Here is a 15,398-nt window from a genome sequence, read left to right as displayed (position 1 = left end):
TAAAACTGAATACCCGTCATTTTCCAGTAACATCAGGGTAACTATGGTTCAATTCCAATCACCGCAAACCGCCTGTAAAAGTGTCAGGCTGGCCATCACGGCTGTTTCAGCCCGTAAAATCCTAGGCCCCAAACCAATCGCATGAACATTTTCAGACGCCATGATCTGTGAAACCTCCTCCTCGGAGAACCCTCCTTCCGGGCCGATCAGCACCGCCCATTTCCCGAAATTCTTAAGGTCCGCCAACTGTTCCAGAGGTGCCTTCTTATCCAGCCGCTCATTACAGAAAATCAACGGACGGTCCATATCCCGATGCTTTAAAACGGTTGAAAGCTTTTCCAGTTTACGGATTTCAGGAACAGACAACCGTTCCGACTGCTCTGCCGCTTCAATCGCCTGAAGCACCATTTTATCATCCCTGATCTTATCCGCGTTGGTGCGGGTTGTCTGAACAGGGGACAGTTGAGACGCCCCCAATTCAGTCGCTTTTTGCACAACCAGCGCTGTTGGAATTTTTTTCAATGGCGCAAAATACAGGATAATATCAGGTTCGGGCGTTTGCTCTCTTAGACAGGACTTCACATGAACAAGGGCGTGGTTCTTTCGAACCTCCTGCAACTCCCCCAACCATTCACCATCGCGGCCGTTGAACAAAACAACTGGATCGCCGACCTGTTTTCGCATGACATTACCAACATAATGGGCCTGTGGTCGGTCCAAAATAATGCCAGCGTCCAAACCTAGTGACGCTTCAACATACAGTCTCACTGAAGAAATTTTAGGGGCCATATCCTGATCCTTAGCCTGTTTGAACTGGATATAATGCATAAGGAACATTGATGTCACGCGGTCATTAGGTTAATCCGGTAAATTCAATGACAGTCAGACTAGATCAGATTGATAAGCAGAATGACAGAAAAGCATGAATGCAAAATCATAGCAGACGCCAGCAAACAGAACTGGGTCGACGCCTATGCCCCCGAGATGGTTCAGCCCTATCTCAAGTTATCAAGAGTGGATCGGCCAATCGGGACCTGGCTTTTGCTCTTTCCCTGCTGGTGGGCTGTCGCACTCGCATCTGGGCATGGCCAGCTTCCGGATGCTTTTCTGCTCGTCTGCTTTGCAATCGGTGCTTTTGTAATGCGCGGCGCGGGATGCACGCTCAATGACATCGCCGATCGAAATTTCGATGGCATGGTGGAACGAACCCGTAAAAGGCCCATTCCAAGCGGACAGGTCTCTGTTCGGCAAGCCGTATTCTGGTTGGCCGTTCAGTGTTTGGTTGGTTTACTGGTCTTATTACAGTTCAACCTTCCCGCAATTATTGTCGGGGCTGCCAGTTTGGTTCTGGTCGCTATCTATCCGTTTGCAAAACGATTTACCTACTGGCCGCAGTTCTTTCTGGGGCTCGCGTTTAACTATGGCGCTCTTTTGGGCTGGGTTTCACAAACAGGTTCCCTTTCCTGGACAGCCGTCATCCTGTATGTGGGCGGCATCAGTTGGACATTAGGGTACGACACGATTTACGCGCATCAGGACAAAGAAGATGACATCCTCATCGGTGTAAAATCGACGGCCCTTAAATTTGGCAATAAAACGACAGATTGGCTGTTTGGTTTTTATCTGGTCACCTTGCTTTCCCTTACCCTCTGTGGATGGCTGAGCGACCTTTCAGTGTTATTCTACATTGGGATCGCCGGTGCGGGTGCGCATCTGTTATGGCAAATACGATATCTGGATATTGACAATTCTGATCGATGCCTGATGCTGTTTAAATCCAATAAAATATTTGGTGCAATCGTACTTTTCGCTATTGTTGCTGGCAATTTCCAAATCCTGGACTAAGGAACTTTCATGTCTTTTTCCTCTATGAGAGATTTTATGGCCCTTCTTGAAAAAGAGGGCAAATTGGTGCGCGTAAAAGAGCCCGTCTCGACTAATCTGGAAATGACCGAGATACAAACCCGCCTTCTTGCCGAAGAAGGCCCCGCCGTTTTATTTGAAAATGTCGTTGATGAAGCGGGTAAACCCTCTTCAATGCCTGTGCTGGTAAACCTGTTTGGCACGGTCGACAGGGTTGCCATGGGGATGAACCGAAAGCCTGAACAACTCCGCGAAGTTGGCGAAACACTGGCATTCCTGCGCCAGCCTGAACCCCCTGAGGGTATCCGCGAAGCGATGGGAATGTTGCCGGTCTTGAAAACAGTTATGAATATGCGGCCCAAGACCGTGCGTTCCGCCCCCTGCCAGGACATCGTTCTGACCGGCGAGGACATCAATCTTGATGATCTGCCCATTCAGACATGTTGGCCCGGAGAGCCGGCCCCATTAATCACTTGGCCGCTAGTTGTAACGAAAGGTCCCAGCAACGAGAAAAGCGACGATTTCAACCTTGGCATTTACCGGATGCAAAAGCTGGACAAAAACAAAACCATCATGCGCTGGCTGAAACATCGCGGGGGGGCACAGCACCACCAAAGATGGGGCCAATCAAAGCAGGAGCCATTACCAGCGGCGATTGTCATTGGCGCCGACCCCGGAACAATCCTCGCCGCAGTTACGCCAATCCCGGACAATCTCTCCGAATATCAATTTGCCGGACTTCTGTCTGGTAAAAAACAGGAGCTCGTGGATTGTAAAACGGTTCCGCTAAAAGTCCCGGCAAATTCTGAAATTGTTCTGGAAGGGTTTGTATCGCTTGATGACTATGCGGACGAAGGTCCTTATGGGGATCACACCGGCTATTACAATTCCGTAGAGCAGTTTCCGGTCTTTACGATCACTGCTATTACAATGCGCAAAGACCCTATCTATCTTTCCACCTTCACAGGTCGCCCACCAGACGAGCCCAGTGTGCTGGGCGAAGCCCTGAACGAGCTTTTTATCCCGCTTATTCAACAACAGTTCCCGGAAATTGTTGATTTCTGGCTACCGCCTGAAGGGTGCAGCTATCGTATCGCCGTAATTTCGATGAAAAAAGCGTATGCCGGTCATGCAAAGCGCGTCATGATGGGAGCCTGGTCTTACCTGAGACAATTCATGTACACCAAGTTCTTGATTATCGTAGACGACGATATCAATGCGCGGGACTGGAAGGACGTTATGTGGGCGGTTTCAACCCGCATGGATCCAGTACGAGATATTACCATGATCGAAGATACGCCCATTGATTATCTGGATTTTGCTTCCCCAAAATCCGGCCTTGGCGGCAAGGTTGCAATGGATGCGACCAATAAGCTCCCTCCGGAAACCGACCGGGAATGGGGCGAAAAAATCCAGATGGAGAAAGAAGTCGTCGATAAGATTGATAAAATCTGGGATAGCCTTGGGCTGCCTGGTAGTGGCAAGTCGATCTGGTCCTAAGCCAAAATGGAAATGATGACAGATCCGATTTTTTACTGTGTTGCGGTGCCGGCTATTCTGCTTGTGGGAATCTCCAAAGGCGGATTTGCTGGATCGTTGGGGATGTTGGGAGTTCCTTTGTTGGCGCTGCTTATTTCTCCGGTACAGGCCGCGGCAATTATCCTACCGATCCTCTGTCTCATGGATATTTTTGGCATTATCGCCTATCGCAAAAAATTTCACTTGAAAAACCTCCTCTATCTGTTGCCCGGTGCTTTTGTTGGGATTGGTCTTGGGACGCTCCTTTTTGACCAGTTGAACGAAGATATTGTTCGAATTGTTATTGGCAGTGTCGCTGTTCTTTTTACACTCAATTACTGGCTAAACCCGTTGGCAAAGCAATCGGTTCATCAACCCAGCCTTGCCAGAGGCAGTTTCTGGGGCGGTATTTCAGGCTTTACAAGTTTTGTCGCCCACGCGGGCGGCCCGCCTTTACAGTTTTACATGCTGCCGCAAAAAATCGATAAAACCCTGTTCGTTGGAACCGCCACGTGGTTTTTTCTGGCCATAAACTATGTAAAACTAATCCCCTATGCGTATCTTGGGCAGCTTTCCACACAAAACCTGTCCACCTCACTCATCCTTTTCCCGCTGGCCCCTATCGGGATCTGGTTAGGGGTGAAACTGCATAAAATGGTCCCGGAACAGATTTTCTATAAATTGGCCTATTTTCTGTTGGTCGTGACTGGAGGAAAATTGTTATTCGATGGATTAAACGGCCTTTTGAATTTTTTCTAATTCCATTTTTAGCCTCAATGCTTACCTTAGTAGATATCGTCGATTAAATCCCGTCAGGAAAACATGTCTGATCATAAAGCCAACGAACAAAATTCACTGAACATTCTGGATGACCTTGTCAAAAAGGCGCGTGCAAAAGGAGCCGATGCTGCTGATGCCGTCCGTGTACAGGGTACGTCAACCAGTGTCGCATACCGTTTAGGTGAAATTGAAGAGATCGAAAGATCAGAAGCCCACGATCTTGGTCTGCGTGTCCTGATCGGCAAACAGCAGGCTTTTGTGTCTTCCAATGACACGGATGCCGGTGTTCTGGACGCCTTGGTCGATCGGGCATTGGATATGGCACGCAACATGCCAGAAGATGCCTATTGCGGTTTGGCAGACCCCGAGCTGCTTGCCAGGGAATTCCCAGAACTCGATCTATATGATCCCTCGACCCAGTCTGCCGAGGAGCTGACGGAAACTGCGAAGCAAGCCGAAGAAGCCGCGCTTGCTGTTGCTGGCGTGACCAACTCCGAAGGGGCCAGCGCATCCTTTGGTCATTCATCTATTGCCCTTGCAACGTCGGACGGTTTTACCGGATCTTATTCGTCTTCCAGCCATTCCGTAGGAATTTCGGTGATCGCTGGCGAGGGAACCGGTATGGAGCGCGACTACGATTATGATAGCAAACGTCATCTGGAAGAGTTACGAGATGCCGCTGACGTTGGCCGGACAGCTGGAGAACGCACGGTCAAAAACATAAACCCACGCAAAATGCCGAGTGCTAAAGTGCCGGTTATCTTCAGCAATCGTGTATCCAGCAGCATTGTTGGACATCTGGCGGGTGCGGTTTCTGGCGCATCGGTTGCCCGCGGCACCAGCTTTTTGAAAGATCATATGGATAAACAGGTCTTCAAACCTGAAATTTCCATCATCGATGATCCGCATCGCCGGCGCGGCGCGGCGTCAAAGCCTTTTGATGGCGAGGGCGTGAAAAATAGCCGAATTGACCTGATTGAAGGCGGTGTTCTTAGAAACTGGATCCTAAACAGCGCAGCGGCCAAGCAGCTTGGATTGCAATCCAATGGTCGGGCATCACGGGGCACCTCTTCCCCTCCCGGCTCGTCAACGACCAATCTGTATATGGATGCTGGTTCATTGAGCCATGACGACCTGATCAAGGACATCAAATCAGGCCTCTATATTACCAGCCTTATCGGTTTCGGGGTTAATGGTGTAACGGGCGATTATAGCCGCGGGGCATCTGGTTTCTGGATTGAAAATGGAGAAATCCTGTTTCCCGTATCTGAACTCACTGTTGCCGGTAATCTGAAAGATATGTTCCTTAATCTGACACCCGCCAACGATCTGGAATTCAAATTTGGCACCAATGCGCCAACATTGAGAATTGATGGAATGATGGTTGCAGGAACGTGAACAGTCGGTACCAAACTGAACAAGAGGAACTTGATAAGGCCGTTCGCCAAGCAGGAAAGATCGCGCTCAGCTTTTTTAAAAGTGATTTAAAAAGCTGGGAGAAAAATCCGGGCGACCCGGTAAGCGAAGCCGATATCGCAATTGATTCCTTTTTGAAACAGCACCTTTTAAACACCCACCCCGATTATGGCTGGCTGTCTGAAGAAACAGCTGATGATCCTGCTCGGTTGAACAAATCACGGGTCTGGATTATCGACCCGATTGATGGCACCCGTTCCTTCATCGCTGGCAAACCGGAATTTACCGTTTGCGCGGCCTTGGTCGAAGATGGAAAACCGGTCTGCGCTGCGGTCTTCAACCCGGTTACTGACGAATTCTTTGAAGCAACGCTCGGCCAAGGGGCCTTTTTAAATGGTGAAAAGTTGAGCTGCAGTGACAACCAAAGTCTGGAAAACACCCGATTGCTTGCCAGCCGCAAAGCTTTTGAATGGCATAACTGGCTGGAAGAGACGCCCGGCGCCGACTTTGAACATCTGAATTCCATTGCTTACCGGATTGTCCTTGTAGCATCTCAGCAATATGACGCTTCCCTATCGCTCTCCGCTAAAAGCGATTGGGACATTGCCGCTGCGGATTTAATCCTGTCAGAAGCTGGGGGACTATCCACAACAACCAAGGGCCAACACCTCGTTTACAATCAGAAAGTCCCATTGCATGAGACGGTTATTTCGTCCGGACAGGCACTGCACCCGGAACTGATGAATGTTCTTGGAGACTTTGTTCCCAGGAAGTAAAGCGTAGCTGCCTTATTAAGGCCAAAAACTGACCTTATCTGAAACCTTCACAACGTATGGAAAGGACCATGATGTTTCACATTCGCAAACTCATTCTAACGTCCCTATTGCTCATGACTGCTGTCGGTGTCAGTGGATGTTCCAGCACATGGGAAGGACTAAAAAGTGATACGAAGAAAAATCTGGAAAAAACGGACAAAGTTCTCTCCGGAAAAGACTAACCACATCTAGTTTATCCGATCTTTCAGTAAAAGCTGAGGATCCAATCGTTCCTTGAACCAGTTTAACCGCCAGTCCAGATGAGGGCCGCTGGCTCTGCCAGTGGCACCAATCTCGCCAATTTTTTCGCCTTGTTTCACAAATTGCCCTGCCTTCACAGAGAGTTTCGACAAGTGCGAGTAAACAGATACGAGACCGTACCCATGATCGATCATAACGGTTCCGCCTGTATAATACAGATCCTGTTCTGACAGTCTGACAAGACCATCCGTCGAACTGAAAACAGGGGTTCCAACTGGTGCGGCAATATCCAAACCGTAATGAGGGCGCTTTGGAATATCGTTCAGAACCCGCTGGCTACCGAAGACACCGCTAATCCGCCCAGACGCTGGCCATTTCCAGCCACTTAGAAACCATTGTTCATCTGTGTCAATTGCCCGAATTTTTGCAATCTCACCATTTTCCCGGCGGATCCGTTTTAAGAACTGCTCACTGGGCGTGACCTTTGACGGCGGCAATCCGTTTATCCGTTCCGTCTTGTATTGCCGTTTTGATATCTTCAACCGTTTTTTTGTTAACGTGCCATCCGGACGCTTAACCTCCAATAAAGCCTCAGCTTTATGATCGCGTCCAAATCCGAATACAAACTCACCGGTGTCAGAAACCCGGATTTCCTTACCATCCAGCGAAATAAGGGCCCCGGGCGCCGTTTTCCCCAAAATAAGCCCGCCTTGGGTAAATGTGCCCTTCAGCTCCAATTCTTCGGCGAATAAGGGCGTCGCCCAAAGACAGAATAAAACCGCAATTAATCGTATCACAGAAGCGTCCCCTGAGTTGGCTTATTCTTTGGATTATCCGCACCGGTTTTGGTTTTTTTTGGCGCGCTGACTTTACTTGTTTTCAGGCTCCCTGCCCCAAAAACTGCGGGTGCGTCACCATCTTTCATTCGAACGGTTACCAGTTTCCCGGCCTTCGCCTGCTTAACAGTCGATATCACCTTCCCGTCTTCGTCCTGGACAATGCTGTACCCTCTGGACAGAACATTTTTAAACGAAAGACTTTCCAGCAGACGATAGGAAGCGTCCAGTTGATGGGACAAGCGCTCGGTCTTGATCGTAACAGCCCGTGAAAGTCGTCCTTCATAATTTGCAAGCCGTTCCTGATACTGAACAAACCCACGGATCAAGACGTCGGGCCGCAAAAGGGCCCCCGTACTGAGAAAACGTTGCTGCTTCATAGACACCATATTCTGAACAGACTGGCGCAACCGGTTTTCCAGATGATCCAGATGCTGGGTCTTTTCCGCGATCAGCGACCGTGGATCCCGTAATCCGCGCGCAAGCCCTTGCAAACGATCTCTTTTTTCCTGAACGGATCGCGACAGGCCGCGCCGCTTTCGGCGATCAAGATCATCGACATAAGCCAACAACTCCGATCGCACAGGAACAGCCATTTCAGCGGCAGCCGTGGGGGTCGGCGCCCGCCTGTCCGAAACATAATCAATGAGCGTTGTATCTGTTTCATGCCCCACAGCGGAAATCAGTGGAATGCGACTTTCTGAGGCCGCGCGAACCACTTCTTCCTCGTTAAATGCCCATAGATCTTCCAAGCTTCCACCGCCTCGCGCGACGATAAGCAGGTCAGGCCGACGGATTTCTCCGTCTTCTTCGAGCGTATTAAACCCCCTGATTGCTGCCGCGATTTGAGAGGCCGCGGTCTCCCCTTGCACCAAAACAGGCCACAACAGCACATGTGTTGGAAACCGATCCCGCAAACGGTGAAGGATATCCCGAATCACAGCACCGGTCGGTGAGGTCACTACACCGATCACACGCGGAAGATATGGCAGTGCCTTTTTTCGCTCAGGCGCGAAAAGCCCCTCAGCCGTCAATTTCCGTTTTCTTTCTTCCAATAACGCCATCAAGGCGCCAACACCTGCAGGTTCCATGGCCTCAATAACGATCTGGTATTTGGAGCGCCCGGGATAGGTTGTCAGCTTGCCTGTACAGATCACTTCCAATCCATCCTCTGGCCGAAAAGAAAGTTTTTGTGCGGTTCCGCGCCACATAATGCCGTCCAGAACGGCTTTATCATCCTTCAATGCAAGATAAACATGGCCCGACGCCGCGCGCTTCAAGCCAGAGATTTCTGCCCGCACCCGAACATGGCCGAACTGATCCTCAACCGTACGTTTTAAAGCACCGCTCAGCTCTGAAACTGTGAATTCATGAATGTTGGTCGTTTGAGGGGTGTGAGAATCTGACACTTCTTGCCTTTAGAATATTTGTTTCGCAACGTCACTATGATACAAACTCTACACTCTCCCATAGGGGCAACGAAACAGGAAAATAGCGTTTTTCACATGAATGTATTGGTAATCGGTTCCGGCGGCCGTGAACACGCCCTCTGCTGGGCTTTGAATAAATCCGAAGCAATTGATGTTCTTTATTGTGCTCCTGGTAATGGCGGCATAGATCAGGTGGCGACCTGCGTGTCAATCGATACCTCTGATCACCCCAGTGTTATTCAGTTCTGCCGGGACAATGCGATCGAATTTGTCATTGTCGGGCCCGAAGCTCCGTTGGTCGAAGGATTGGTGGACAGCCTCTCTGACGCAGGCCTTCCCGCATTTGGCCCGCGAAAAGGCGCCGCAGAACTGGAAGGATCAAAAGGGTTTATGAAGGACCTGTGCCGGGAATACGATATTCCAACGGCAGCTTATGAACGATTTGACAATGCTGAAACGGCAAAGTCCTATCTGGATAGCCAGTCACTGCCAATTGTGATCAAAGCCGATGGCCTTGCCGCCGGAAAAGGGGTCATCATTGCGCAATCCCGATCAGAAGCCGATGCGGCCATCGACGATATTTTTGGAGGGCTGTTTGGTGCCTCTGGTGCTGAAATTGTCATCGAGGAATTTATGCAAGGCGAAGAGGCCAGTTTCTTTGTTTTGACAGACGGCGAGACCATTTTACCGTTAGTGACAGCGCAGGACCATAAAGCCGTTGGGGATGGCGATACCGGGCCGAATACAGGCGGTATGGGGGCCTATTCCCCTGCGCCCGTAATGACAGATGAAATGATCCAGGTGACAATCGACACCATAATCAAACCCACGGTTGCCGCAATGAAAGACCGCGGTGTTCCGTATACGGGAGTTCTGTATGCAGGTTTGATGATAACGGAAACAGGGCCAAGGCTAATTGAATATAACGTTCGCTTTGGAGATCCTGAATGTCAGGTCATTTGCGCCCGCCTTGACAGCGATATTCTACCTGCCCTGCAAGCGACGGCCAATGGCACTTTGGATAAAGTCTCATTAAAATGGAAAGAAACGACAGCTCTACTGGTCGTTATGGCCGCAAACGGCTATCCTGGATCCTATGAAAAAAATACGGAGATTAACGGTCTGGATGACGCAAACGCCATTGATGATGTGACCGTCTTCCACGCCGGCACAAAGAAGGAAAACGGGAAAATTCTGGCCACAGGCGGACGGGTTCTTGGCGTAACCGCCACTGGGAATTCCGTTAGTCAGGCCCAAGCCACAGCCTATCAGGCCGTTTCCAAAATTGACTGGAAAGAAGGCTTTTGCCGAAAGGATATTGGCTGGCGGGCCATTGCGCGTGAACAACAAAAATAAAAAAGGGAAAGTTATGACCACTTCATCTTCTGATTTTTCAGGCACCATGGATGTTCAGGAAAAACATCAAATTGATGCCGATGCCTTACAAGCTTACATGATAGAAAATGTGGATGGCTTTGAAGGTCCGCTGGAAATAAGCCAGTTCAAGGGTGGTCAATCCAACCCCAGTTACATGCTGTCGACACCCAATAAAAAGTACGTCTTGCGACGCAAGCCCCCTGGAAAACTCCTTCCATCCGCCCATGCGGTAGACCGGGAATTCAAAGTAATCAGTGGGTTGGCAAATACAGATGTGCCGGTTCCAAAAACCTATTGTTTATGCGAGGATCCTGCCGTTCTCGGCACCATGTTCTATATCATGGATTTCGTCGATGGTGTCGTCGAGTGGGACCCTGCCATTCCACATTTCACCAAAGAACAACGCGCCATTACGTTTGATTCCATGAACGCCGTCATGGCCGCCTTACACAGTGTGGATTACAAAGCTGTCGGGCTCGAAGACTTTGGAAAGCCGACGGACTATCTGGCCCGGCAGATCAACCGGTGGTCCAAGCAATATAAGGCTTCGGAAACTGAGGTTATTCCGGAGATGGATAAACTTATGGCCTGGTTGCCCGACAATATTCCGGCTGGCGATGAAACGTCTATTGTTCATGGAGATTATCGCCTTGATAACACCATGCTGGACAAAGAGAGCAAAAAGGTGATTGCCATTCTAGACTGGGAATTATCCACACTCGGCCACCCGATCGCGGATTTTTCCTATCACTGCATGACATGGCGTCTGGAACCAGAGCTTTTCCGCGGACTAAAGGGACTTGATTTACCCTCCTTAGGTATCCCGACAGAAGAGGAATATGTCGCAGCCTATTGCAAACGTACAGGCCGCGATACTATCGATAACTGGGACTTTTACATGGCCTACAACATGTTCCGTCTCGCTGCCATCTTGCAAGGCATCATGGGCCGCGTAGTTGACGGAACAGCTTCCAGTCCGCATGCAAAAGAAATGGGCGCCCGCGCCAAACCTCTTGCAGTAAAAGGTTGGGAACAGGTAGAAAAGATCCTAAAGAAATAAAAACTCCGCATAACAAACAAAAATAGAAAGGACTGGGGCATGAGCGATAACGCAGATGTTATTCCGGTACGGGAGGCCCATAAATTCGATGAAGGCAAATTCATCGATTATCTTAACGAACATGTCGAAGGCTTTTCCGGGCCGCTAACCATCAATCAGTTTGAGGGCGGCCAATCCAATCCGACATTCTTGCTAAGCACACCAAATCAGCAATATGTTATGCGCAAAAAGCCCCCTGGGGTGCTGTTGCCCTCCGCGCATGCCGTGGAACGCGAATATCGCATTATGTCTGCATTACAGAAGACGGAAGTTCCGGTCGCAAAAACCTTTTGTCTTTGCGAAGATGCTGACGTCATCGGAACCCCCTTCTACATCATGGAAAAGGTGGAGGGCCGAATTCTTCGCGAACCTGCCATACCGGGTATGGATCCTGCTGAACGCTCCGCAATTTATGATGCCATGAACGACACATTGGCAAAGATGCACAATGTGGATGTGGATGCAGCCGGACTTAGCGATTTTGGTAAAAAAGGAAACTATTTCGAACGCCAAATCGGTCGGTGGACCAAACAATACCGCGCGTCCCAAACTGATGATGTCGAACCAATGGAAAATCTGATCAATTGGCTTCCAGAGAACCTGCCAAATGATGATACGACAACCATTTGTCATGGTGACTACCGTCTTGAGAATATGATTATTCATCCAACGAAGCCGGAAGTCTCAGCAGTGCTGGATTGGGAACTCTGTACCCTCGGGCACCCTCTTGCTGATCTTGGATATAACTGCATGACGTACCATTTCATGCATCCTGCGTCGGGCGGATTGGTTGAAACAGACTTCGCCGCGACTGGCATCCCAACTGAGCAGCAATATATTGACGCCTATTGCAAACGTACCGGTCGTGACGGTATCGAAAACTGGGAATTCTATATCGCCTTTTCGTTCTTCAGATTGGCGGCGATTGTCCAAGGCGTTTACAAGCGTGGTCTGGATGGTAATGCCAGTTCTTCACGCGCGACCCAATATGGTGCATTTGCTCAGATGCTGTCGATGCTGGGCTGGAGCAAAGTCCAGAATAAGTAATATCAATCAGGAGAACCGTCGCGCAGGCGGTCTCCTGCTTTACTTGTATCTGCTATTGACTGCAAATATCCCCATAAAGGACACGAAAAAACCCGCCATCTTTGGCGGGTTTATTTTATTTCTGGAGACTTTCAGCGCCTTTGACCCTGAGATCCATCCAATTTTGCAGACATTCGCCGGTATTCATAACGGCGCCTGCTGTGGACCCCAGTCCGGATATGCCAGATATACCTGCATATTCAGAGAGTTCCTGTGTCATCCATTCGCATGGATCAAGACTCTGATACCGGTATAAAAAGCCGGCAACCACGACAACGACTGCAATCGCTGACCACCCAATTGTCTTGATCATACTGTAATTCCCAAATTACGACGCCTACGAAACGAAAGGCCTGTATATAAGACCGCCCCGAAGTATGCAAAGAAAAAGCCCTCGCATCTGCAGCAAGGGCTTTTTTTATTCTGGATAACGATTACAGGTTAATCGTGTTTTTTCAGTTCCAGGCGTGCAATCTGGTTCCGGTGAACTTCATCCGGACCGTCAGCAAGACGCAATGTCCGAGCCCCTGCATACGCAGACGCCAGACCAAAGTCACTGGTCACACCGCCGCCGCCATGGGCCTGAATAGCCCAGTCAATAATCTCACAGGCCATGTTTGGTGCAACAACCTTGATCATGGCGATTTCGGCTTTGGCTTTTTTGTTACCAACCGTATCCATCATGTAGGCCGCTTTCAGGGTTAGCAAACGGGCCTGCTCAATCTTGGCCCGGGATTCAGCGATTCTTTCAAGCGTAACCGTCTGCTCTGCAACTGGTTTACCAAATGCCACGCGAGATTTCACACGAACACACATTTTTTCAAGGGCCCGTTCAGCCACACCGATCAAACGCATGCAGTGATGAATTCGTCCTGGGCCAAGCCGCCCTTGAGCAATTTCAAAACCACGGCCTTCACCAAGCAGAATGTGATCGGCTGGAACACGAACGTCTTTAAAATCGACTTCCGCATGGCCATGAGGTGCATGGTCATACCCAAATACGGGCAGGAAGCGTTTGATCTCGATCCCCGGTGTATCCATTGGCACGATGATCATGGACTGCTGATTATAGACAGGCGCTGTTTTGTCTGTTTTACCCATGAAAACCAGTACTTTACAACGAGGGTCCATCGCGCCGGATGTCCACCATTTCCGGCCATTAATCACATACTCATCCCCATCACGGATGATATCTGATTCAATGTTGGTTGCATCTGATGATGCGACCCTTGGCTCGGTCATAGCGAATGCAGAACGGATATCACCGTTCAACAGTGGAACAAGCCATTTTTCTTTCAGCTCGTCATTTGCATACCGTTCGAACACTTCCATATTACCAGTGTCAGGGGCTGCGCAGTTGAAAACTTCAGGGGCAAACGAGACGCGACCCATAATTTCGCATAGCGGCGCATATTCAAGATTTGTCAATCCGGCGCCACGGTCACTTTCCGGCAGAAACAGGTTCCATAAACCCGCTTCTTTCGCCTTTATTTTAAGCTCTTCGACAATAGCCGTTGGTTGCCAACGATCCCCTTCATTAACCTGCTCTTCGAACACATCTTCATTCGGATACACATGCTCATCCATAAAGGCTTGTACACGTGCCTGTAATTCTTTGACCTTGTCAGAATATTCGAAATTCATGCTGTTTCCCTTTTTTGTTTTGTTTTTTGTTTGTTGTTTTTCTTATCGCCGGGTGGCAAAGAAATTCTTTAGCAATTCAGCCGACTTTTTTTCGCCAATACCACCGTAAACCTCTGGTTTATGGTGACAGGTAGCGTGATCAAAAACTCGGGCCCCATGTTCCACACCCCCACTTTTTGGGTCGAACGCTCCAAAATACAATCTACGAATTCTCGCATGAGAGATAGCGGACGCGCACATGGCACAGGGCTCCAAGGTCACATACAAATCACAATCTGTCAGCCTTTGGCTACCAACCATATTAGCCGCAGCACGAATTGCAAGCATTTCAGCGTGAGCAGTTGGATCGTGGCGCCCCACCATCTGATTTCCATTTGTCGCAACAATGCGCCCTGTTTTAGAATCAACCACAATAGCCCCTACTGGGACTTCACCCTGCTTCGCCGCTATTTCTGCGGTGTGCAGTGCATTTTCCATAAAATTTGTAAGTTCTAGATCCATCCCCCAAAAGTGCCGAGATTATGGGTTTGCGTCAAGTGACAACCATATTTCATTCATTTTTTCCTGATAGCCTGTCTCATCGCTTGTTTCATTTGGCCGGGAGGCTTAAAAGAAAGCATGAAAAAACCTATTATTGGCATAACTCTGGATTCTGAGGATCCGGGTGCCTATTCGAACATGCCCTGGTATGCCTTGCGCCAAAATTATGCGGATGTCATTACCCAAAACGGCGGTCTTCCGATTGCCCTGCCTCATGAACCCGAGATGACGGATCACTATCTTGATCTGATTGATGGTCTGGTTGTGACGGGCGGCGCCTTTGATGTGGATCCCGCGATGTTTGGTGCCACATCACGGCATTCGACAGTCGTAACCAAGGACAAAAGAACGGCGTTTGAGCGCAACATCGCAAAGGCCATGCTGAAAGCAGACAAGCCTGTTCTGGGTATTTGTGGCGGGCAGCAACTTTTGCACGTCATTCTGGGTGGCACGCTCATCCAGCATATCCCAGATGAAGTGGAAAATGCCCTCGCCCACGAGCAGCCCAACCCCCGAACCGAAGCCGGTCATGATGTCAGTGTCCGGGAAGGAACGCTTCTTCACCGAATTGTGGGCACGTCTACTCTTCCCGTAAACAGCGCTCACCATCAAGCAGCAAAAGATGTATCAGAGAACATTACGGTGAATGCCACTGCACCCGATGGCGTTATTGAAGGCATTGAAGACAATCGGTACCGGTTTTGCCTTGGTGTACAATGGCACCCCGAATATTTGATTTCAGACGGGGACCGAAAAATTATGGAAGCGTTTATTCAGGAAGCGGCAAAATAAC

16 protein-coding genes are annotated in these 15,398 nt (G+C 49.5%); 10 read left to right on the top strand and 6 right to left on the bottom strand.

What is annotated here, in order from left to right; genetic code table 11:
* Positions 1-48: 48 nt before the first annotated feature.
* A complete protein-coding gene (locus ACJAYR_RS09750) occupies positions 49-789 on the bottom strand; it encodes a 16S rRNA (uracil(1498)-N(3))-methyltransferase (RefSeq protein WP_415236432.1) in 741 nt (246 codons plus the stop codon).
* 120 nt (positions 790-909) lie between these two features.
* Between ACJAYR_RS09750 and ubiA the strand changes: the two genes are divergently transcribed.
* The 6 genes from ubiA (at position 910) to ACJAYR_RS09720 (ending at position 6,574) form a co-directional block, all read left to right on the top strand.
* Entirely contained in the window at positions 910-1,845 is a 936-nt protein-coding gene (ubiA, locus tag ACJAYR_RS09745) for a 4-hydroxybenzoate octaprenyltransferase (RefSeq protein WP_415236431.1), read from the top strand.
* 9 nt (positions 1,846-1,854) lie between these two features.
* Positions 1,855-3,363 (top strand): UbiD family decarboxylase, encoded by a 1,509-nt coding sequence (locus ACJAYR_RS09740; RefSeq protein ID WP_415236430.1) that lies wholly within the window; start codon positions 1,855-1,857, stop codon positions 3,361-3,363.
* Positions 3,364-3,369: 6 nt separating this feature from the next.
* Entirely contained in the window at positions 3,370-4,140 is a 771-nt protein-coding gene (locus ACJAYR_RS09735) for a sulfite exporter TauE/SafE family protein (RefSeq protein WP_415236429.1), read from the top strand.
* Positions 4,141-4,203: 63 nt separating this feature from the next.
* Positions 4,204-5,559 (top strand): TldD/PmbA family protein, encoded by a 1,356-nt coding sequence (locus ACJAYR_RS09730; RefSeq protein WP_415236428.1) that lies wholly within the window; start codon positions 4,204-4,206, stop codon positions 5,557-5,559.
* Complete coding sequence (locus tag ACJAYR_RS09725) at positions 5,556-6,353, top strand: 3'(2'),5'-bisphosphate nucleotidase CysQ (protein ID WP_415236427.1); 798 nt, start codon at positions 5,556-5,558, stop codon at positions 6,351-6,353. Before ACJAYR_RS09730 ends, ACJAYR_RS09725 begins: the two co-directional genes overlap by 4 nt.
* 68 nt (positions 6,354-6,421) lie before the next feature.
* Entirely contained in the window at positions 6,422-6,574 is a 153-nt protein-coding gene (locus ACJAYR_RS09720) for a hypothetical protein (RefSeq protein ID WP_415236426.1), read from the top strand.
* Between the two features lie 6 nt (positions 6,575-6,580).
* Here ACJAYR_RS09720 and ACJAYR_RS09715 read toward each other — a convergent pair whose 3' ends face one another.
* Positions 6,581-7,390 (bottom strand): M23 family metallopeptidase, encoded by an 810-nt coding sequence (locus ACJAYR_RS09715; RefSeq protein ID WP_415236425.1) that lies wholly within the window; start codon positions 7,388-7,390, stop codon positions 6,581-6,583.
* Positions 7,387-8,838, bottom strand: coding sequence for an exodeoxyribonuclease VII large subunit (gene xseA, locus ACJAYR_RS09710; protein WP_415236424.1), 1,452 nt, complete (start codon positions 8,836-8,838; stop codon positions 7,387-7,389). Before xseA ends, ACJAYR_RS09715 begins: the two co-directional genes overlap by 4 nt.
* Positions 8,839-8,934: 96 nt before the next feature.
* On the opposite strand from xseA, the gene purD reads away from it, so the two are divergent.
* From purD to ACJAYR_RS09695, 3 genes are read left to right on the top strand one after another with little or no spacing between them, the layout of a single operon-like run.
* Complete coding sequence (gene purD, locus ACJAYR_RS09705; RefSeq protein ID WP_415236423.1) at positions 8,935-10,215, top strand: phosphoribosylamine--glycine ligase; 1,281 nt, start codon at positions 8,935-8,937, stop codon at positions 10,213-10,215.
* 13 nt (positions 10,216-10,228) lie between these two features.
* Positions 10,229-11,296, top strand: a complete 1,068-nt coding sequence (locus ACJAYR_RS09700) for a phosphotransferase family protein (RefSeq protein ID WP_415236422.1) — start codon at positions 10,229-10,231, stop codon at positions 11,294-11,296.
* Positions 11,297-11,335: 39 nt separating this feature from the next.
* A complete protein-coding gene (locus tag ACJAYR_RS09695; protein ID WP_415236421.1) occupies positions 11,336-12,382 on the top strand; it encodes a phosphotransferase in 1,047 nt (348 codons plus the stop codon).
* 115 nt (positions 12,383-12,497) lie between these two features.
* On the opposite strand, the gene ACJAYR_RS09690 is transcribed toward ACJAYR_RS09695, so the two are convergent.
* From ACJAYR_RS09690 to ACJAYR_RS09680, 3 genes are all read right to left on the bottom strand, one after another.
* Positions 12,498-12,734 (bottom strand): hypothetical protein, encoded by a 237-nt coding sequence (locus ACJAYR_RS09690; RefSeq protein WP_169544526.1) that lies wholly within the window; start codon positions 12,732-12,734, stop codon positions 12,498-12,500.
* 128 nt (positions 12,735-12,862) lie between these two features.
* Positions 12,863-14,065 (bottom strand): acyl-CoA dehydrogenase family protein, encoded by a 1,203-nt coding sequence (locus tag ACJAYR_RS09685; protein ID WP_415236420.1) that lies wholly within the window; start codon positions 14,063-14,065, stop codon positions 12,863-12,865.
* A 42-nt stretch (positions 14,066-14,107) separates the two neighbouring features.
* Positions 14,108-14,566: a nucleoside deaminase gene (locus tag ACJAYR_RS09680; RefSeq protein ID WP_415236419.1), complete on the bottom strand. Its 459-nt coding sequence runs from the start codon at positions 14,564-14,566 to the stop codon at positions 14,108-14,110.
* A 117-nt stretch (positions 14,567-14,683) separates the two neighbouring features.
* On the opposite strand from ACJAYR_RS09680, the gene ACJAYR_RS09675 reads away from it, so the two are divergent.
* Positions 14,684-15,397 carry a gamma-glutamyl-gamma-aminobutyrate hydrolase family protein gene (locus tag ACJAYR_RS09675; protein WP_415236418.1) on the top strand — a complete coding sequence of 238 codons (714 nt, stop codon included), beginning with the start codon at positions 14,684-14,686 and terminating at the stop codon, positions 15,395-15,397.
* Position 15,398 lies beyond the last annotated feature (1 nt).

Origin of the sequence: Sneathiella sp., assembly GCF_047631475.1 — a bacterium.
Lineage (GTDB): Bacteria > Pseudomonadota > Alphaproteobacteria > Sneathiellales > Sneathiellaceae > Sneathiella.
The sequence above is the reverse complement of the archived record's forward strand: the minus strand, read 5'-3'. Positions and strand labels throughout refer to the sequence as shown.

Excerpts from the sequence above, each read along its gene's own strand:
- ACJAYR_RS09720 (WP_415236426.1), top strand. The coding sequence starts at position 6,422 with ATGATGTTTCACATTCGCAAACTCATTCTAACGTCCCTATTGCTCATG.
- purD (WP_415236423.1), top strand. The coding sequence starts at position 8,935 with ATGAATGTATTGGTAATCGGTTCCGGCGGCCGTGAACACGCCCTCTGC.
- ACJAYR_RS09685 (WP_415236420.1), bottom strand. The coding sequence starts at position 14,065 with ATGAATTTCGAATATTCTGACAAGGTCAAAGAATTACAGGCACGTGTA.
- ubiA (WP_415236431.1), top strand. The coding sequence starts at position 910 with ATGACAGAAAAGCATGAATGCAAAATCATAGCAGACGCCAGCAAACAG.
- ACJAYR_RS09675 (WP_415236418.1), top strand. The coding sequence starts at position 14,684 with ATGAAAAAACCTATTATTGGCATAACTCTGGATTCTGAGGATCCGGGT.
- ACJAYR_RS09695 (WP_415236421.1), top strand. The coding sequence starts at position 11,336 with ATGAGCGATAACGCAGATGTTATTCCGGTACGGGAGGCCCATAAATTC.
- ACJAYR_RS09730 (WP_415236428.1), top strand. The coding sequence starts at position 4,204 with ATGTCTGATCATAAAGCCAACGAACAAAATTCACTGAACATTCTGGAT.
- ACJAYR_RS09680 (WP_415236419.1), bottom strand. The coding sequence starts at position 14,566 with ATGGATCTAGAACTTACAAATTTTATGGAAAATGCACTGCACACCGCA.
- ACJAYR_RS09740 (WP_415236430.1), top strand. The coding sequence starts at position 1,855 with ATGTCTTTTTCCTCTATGAGAGATTTTATGGCCCTTCTTGAAAAAGAG.
- ACJAYR_RS09690 (WP_169544526.1), bottom strand. The coding sequence starts at position 12,734 with ATGATCAAGACAATTGGGTGGTCAGCGATTGCAGTCGTTGTCGTGGTT.
- ACJAYR_RS09735 (WP_415236429.1), top strand. The coding sequence starts at position 3,370 with ATGGAAATGATGACAGATCCGATTTTTTACTGTGTTGCGGTGCCGGCT.
- ACJAYR_RS09750 (WP_415236432.1), bottom strand. The coding sequence starts at position 789 with ATGGCCCCTAAAATTTCTTCAGTGAGACTGTATGTTGAAGCGTCACTA.
- ACJAYR_RS09700 (WP_415236422.1), top strand. The coding sequence starts at position 10,229 with ATGACCACTTCATCTTCTGATTTTTCAGGCACCATGGATGTTCAGGAA.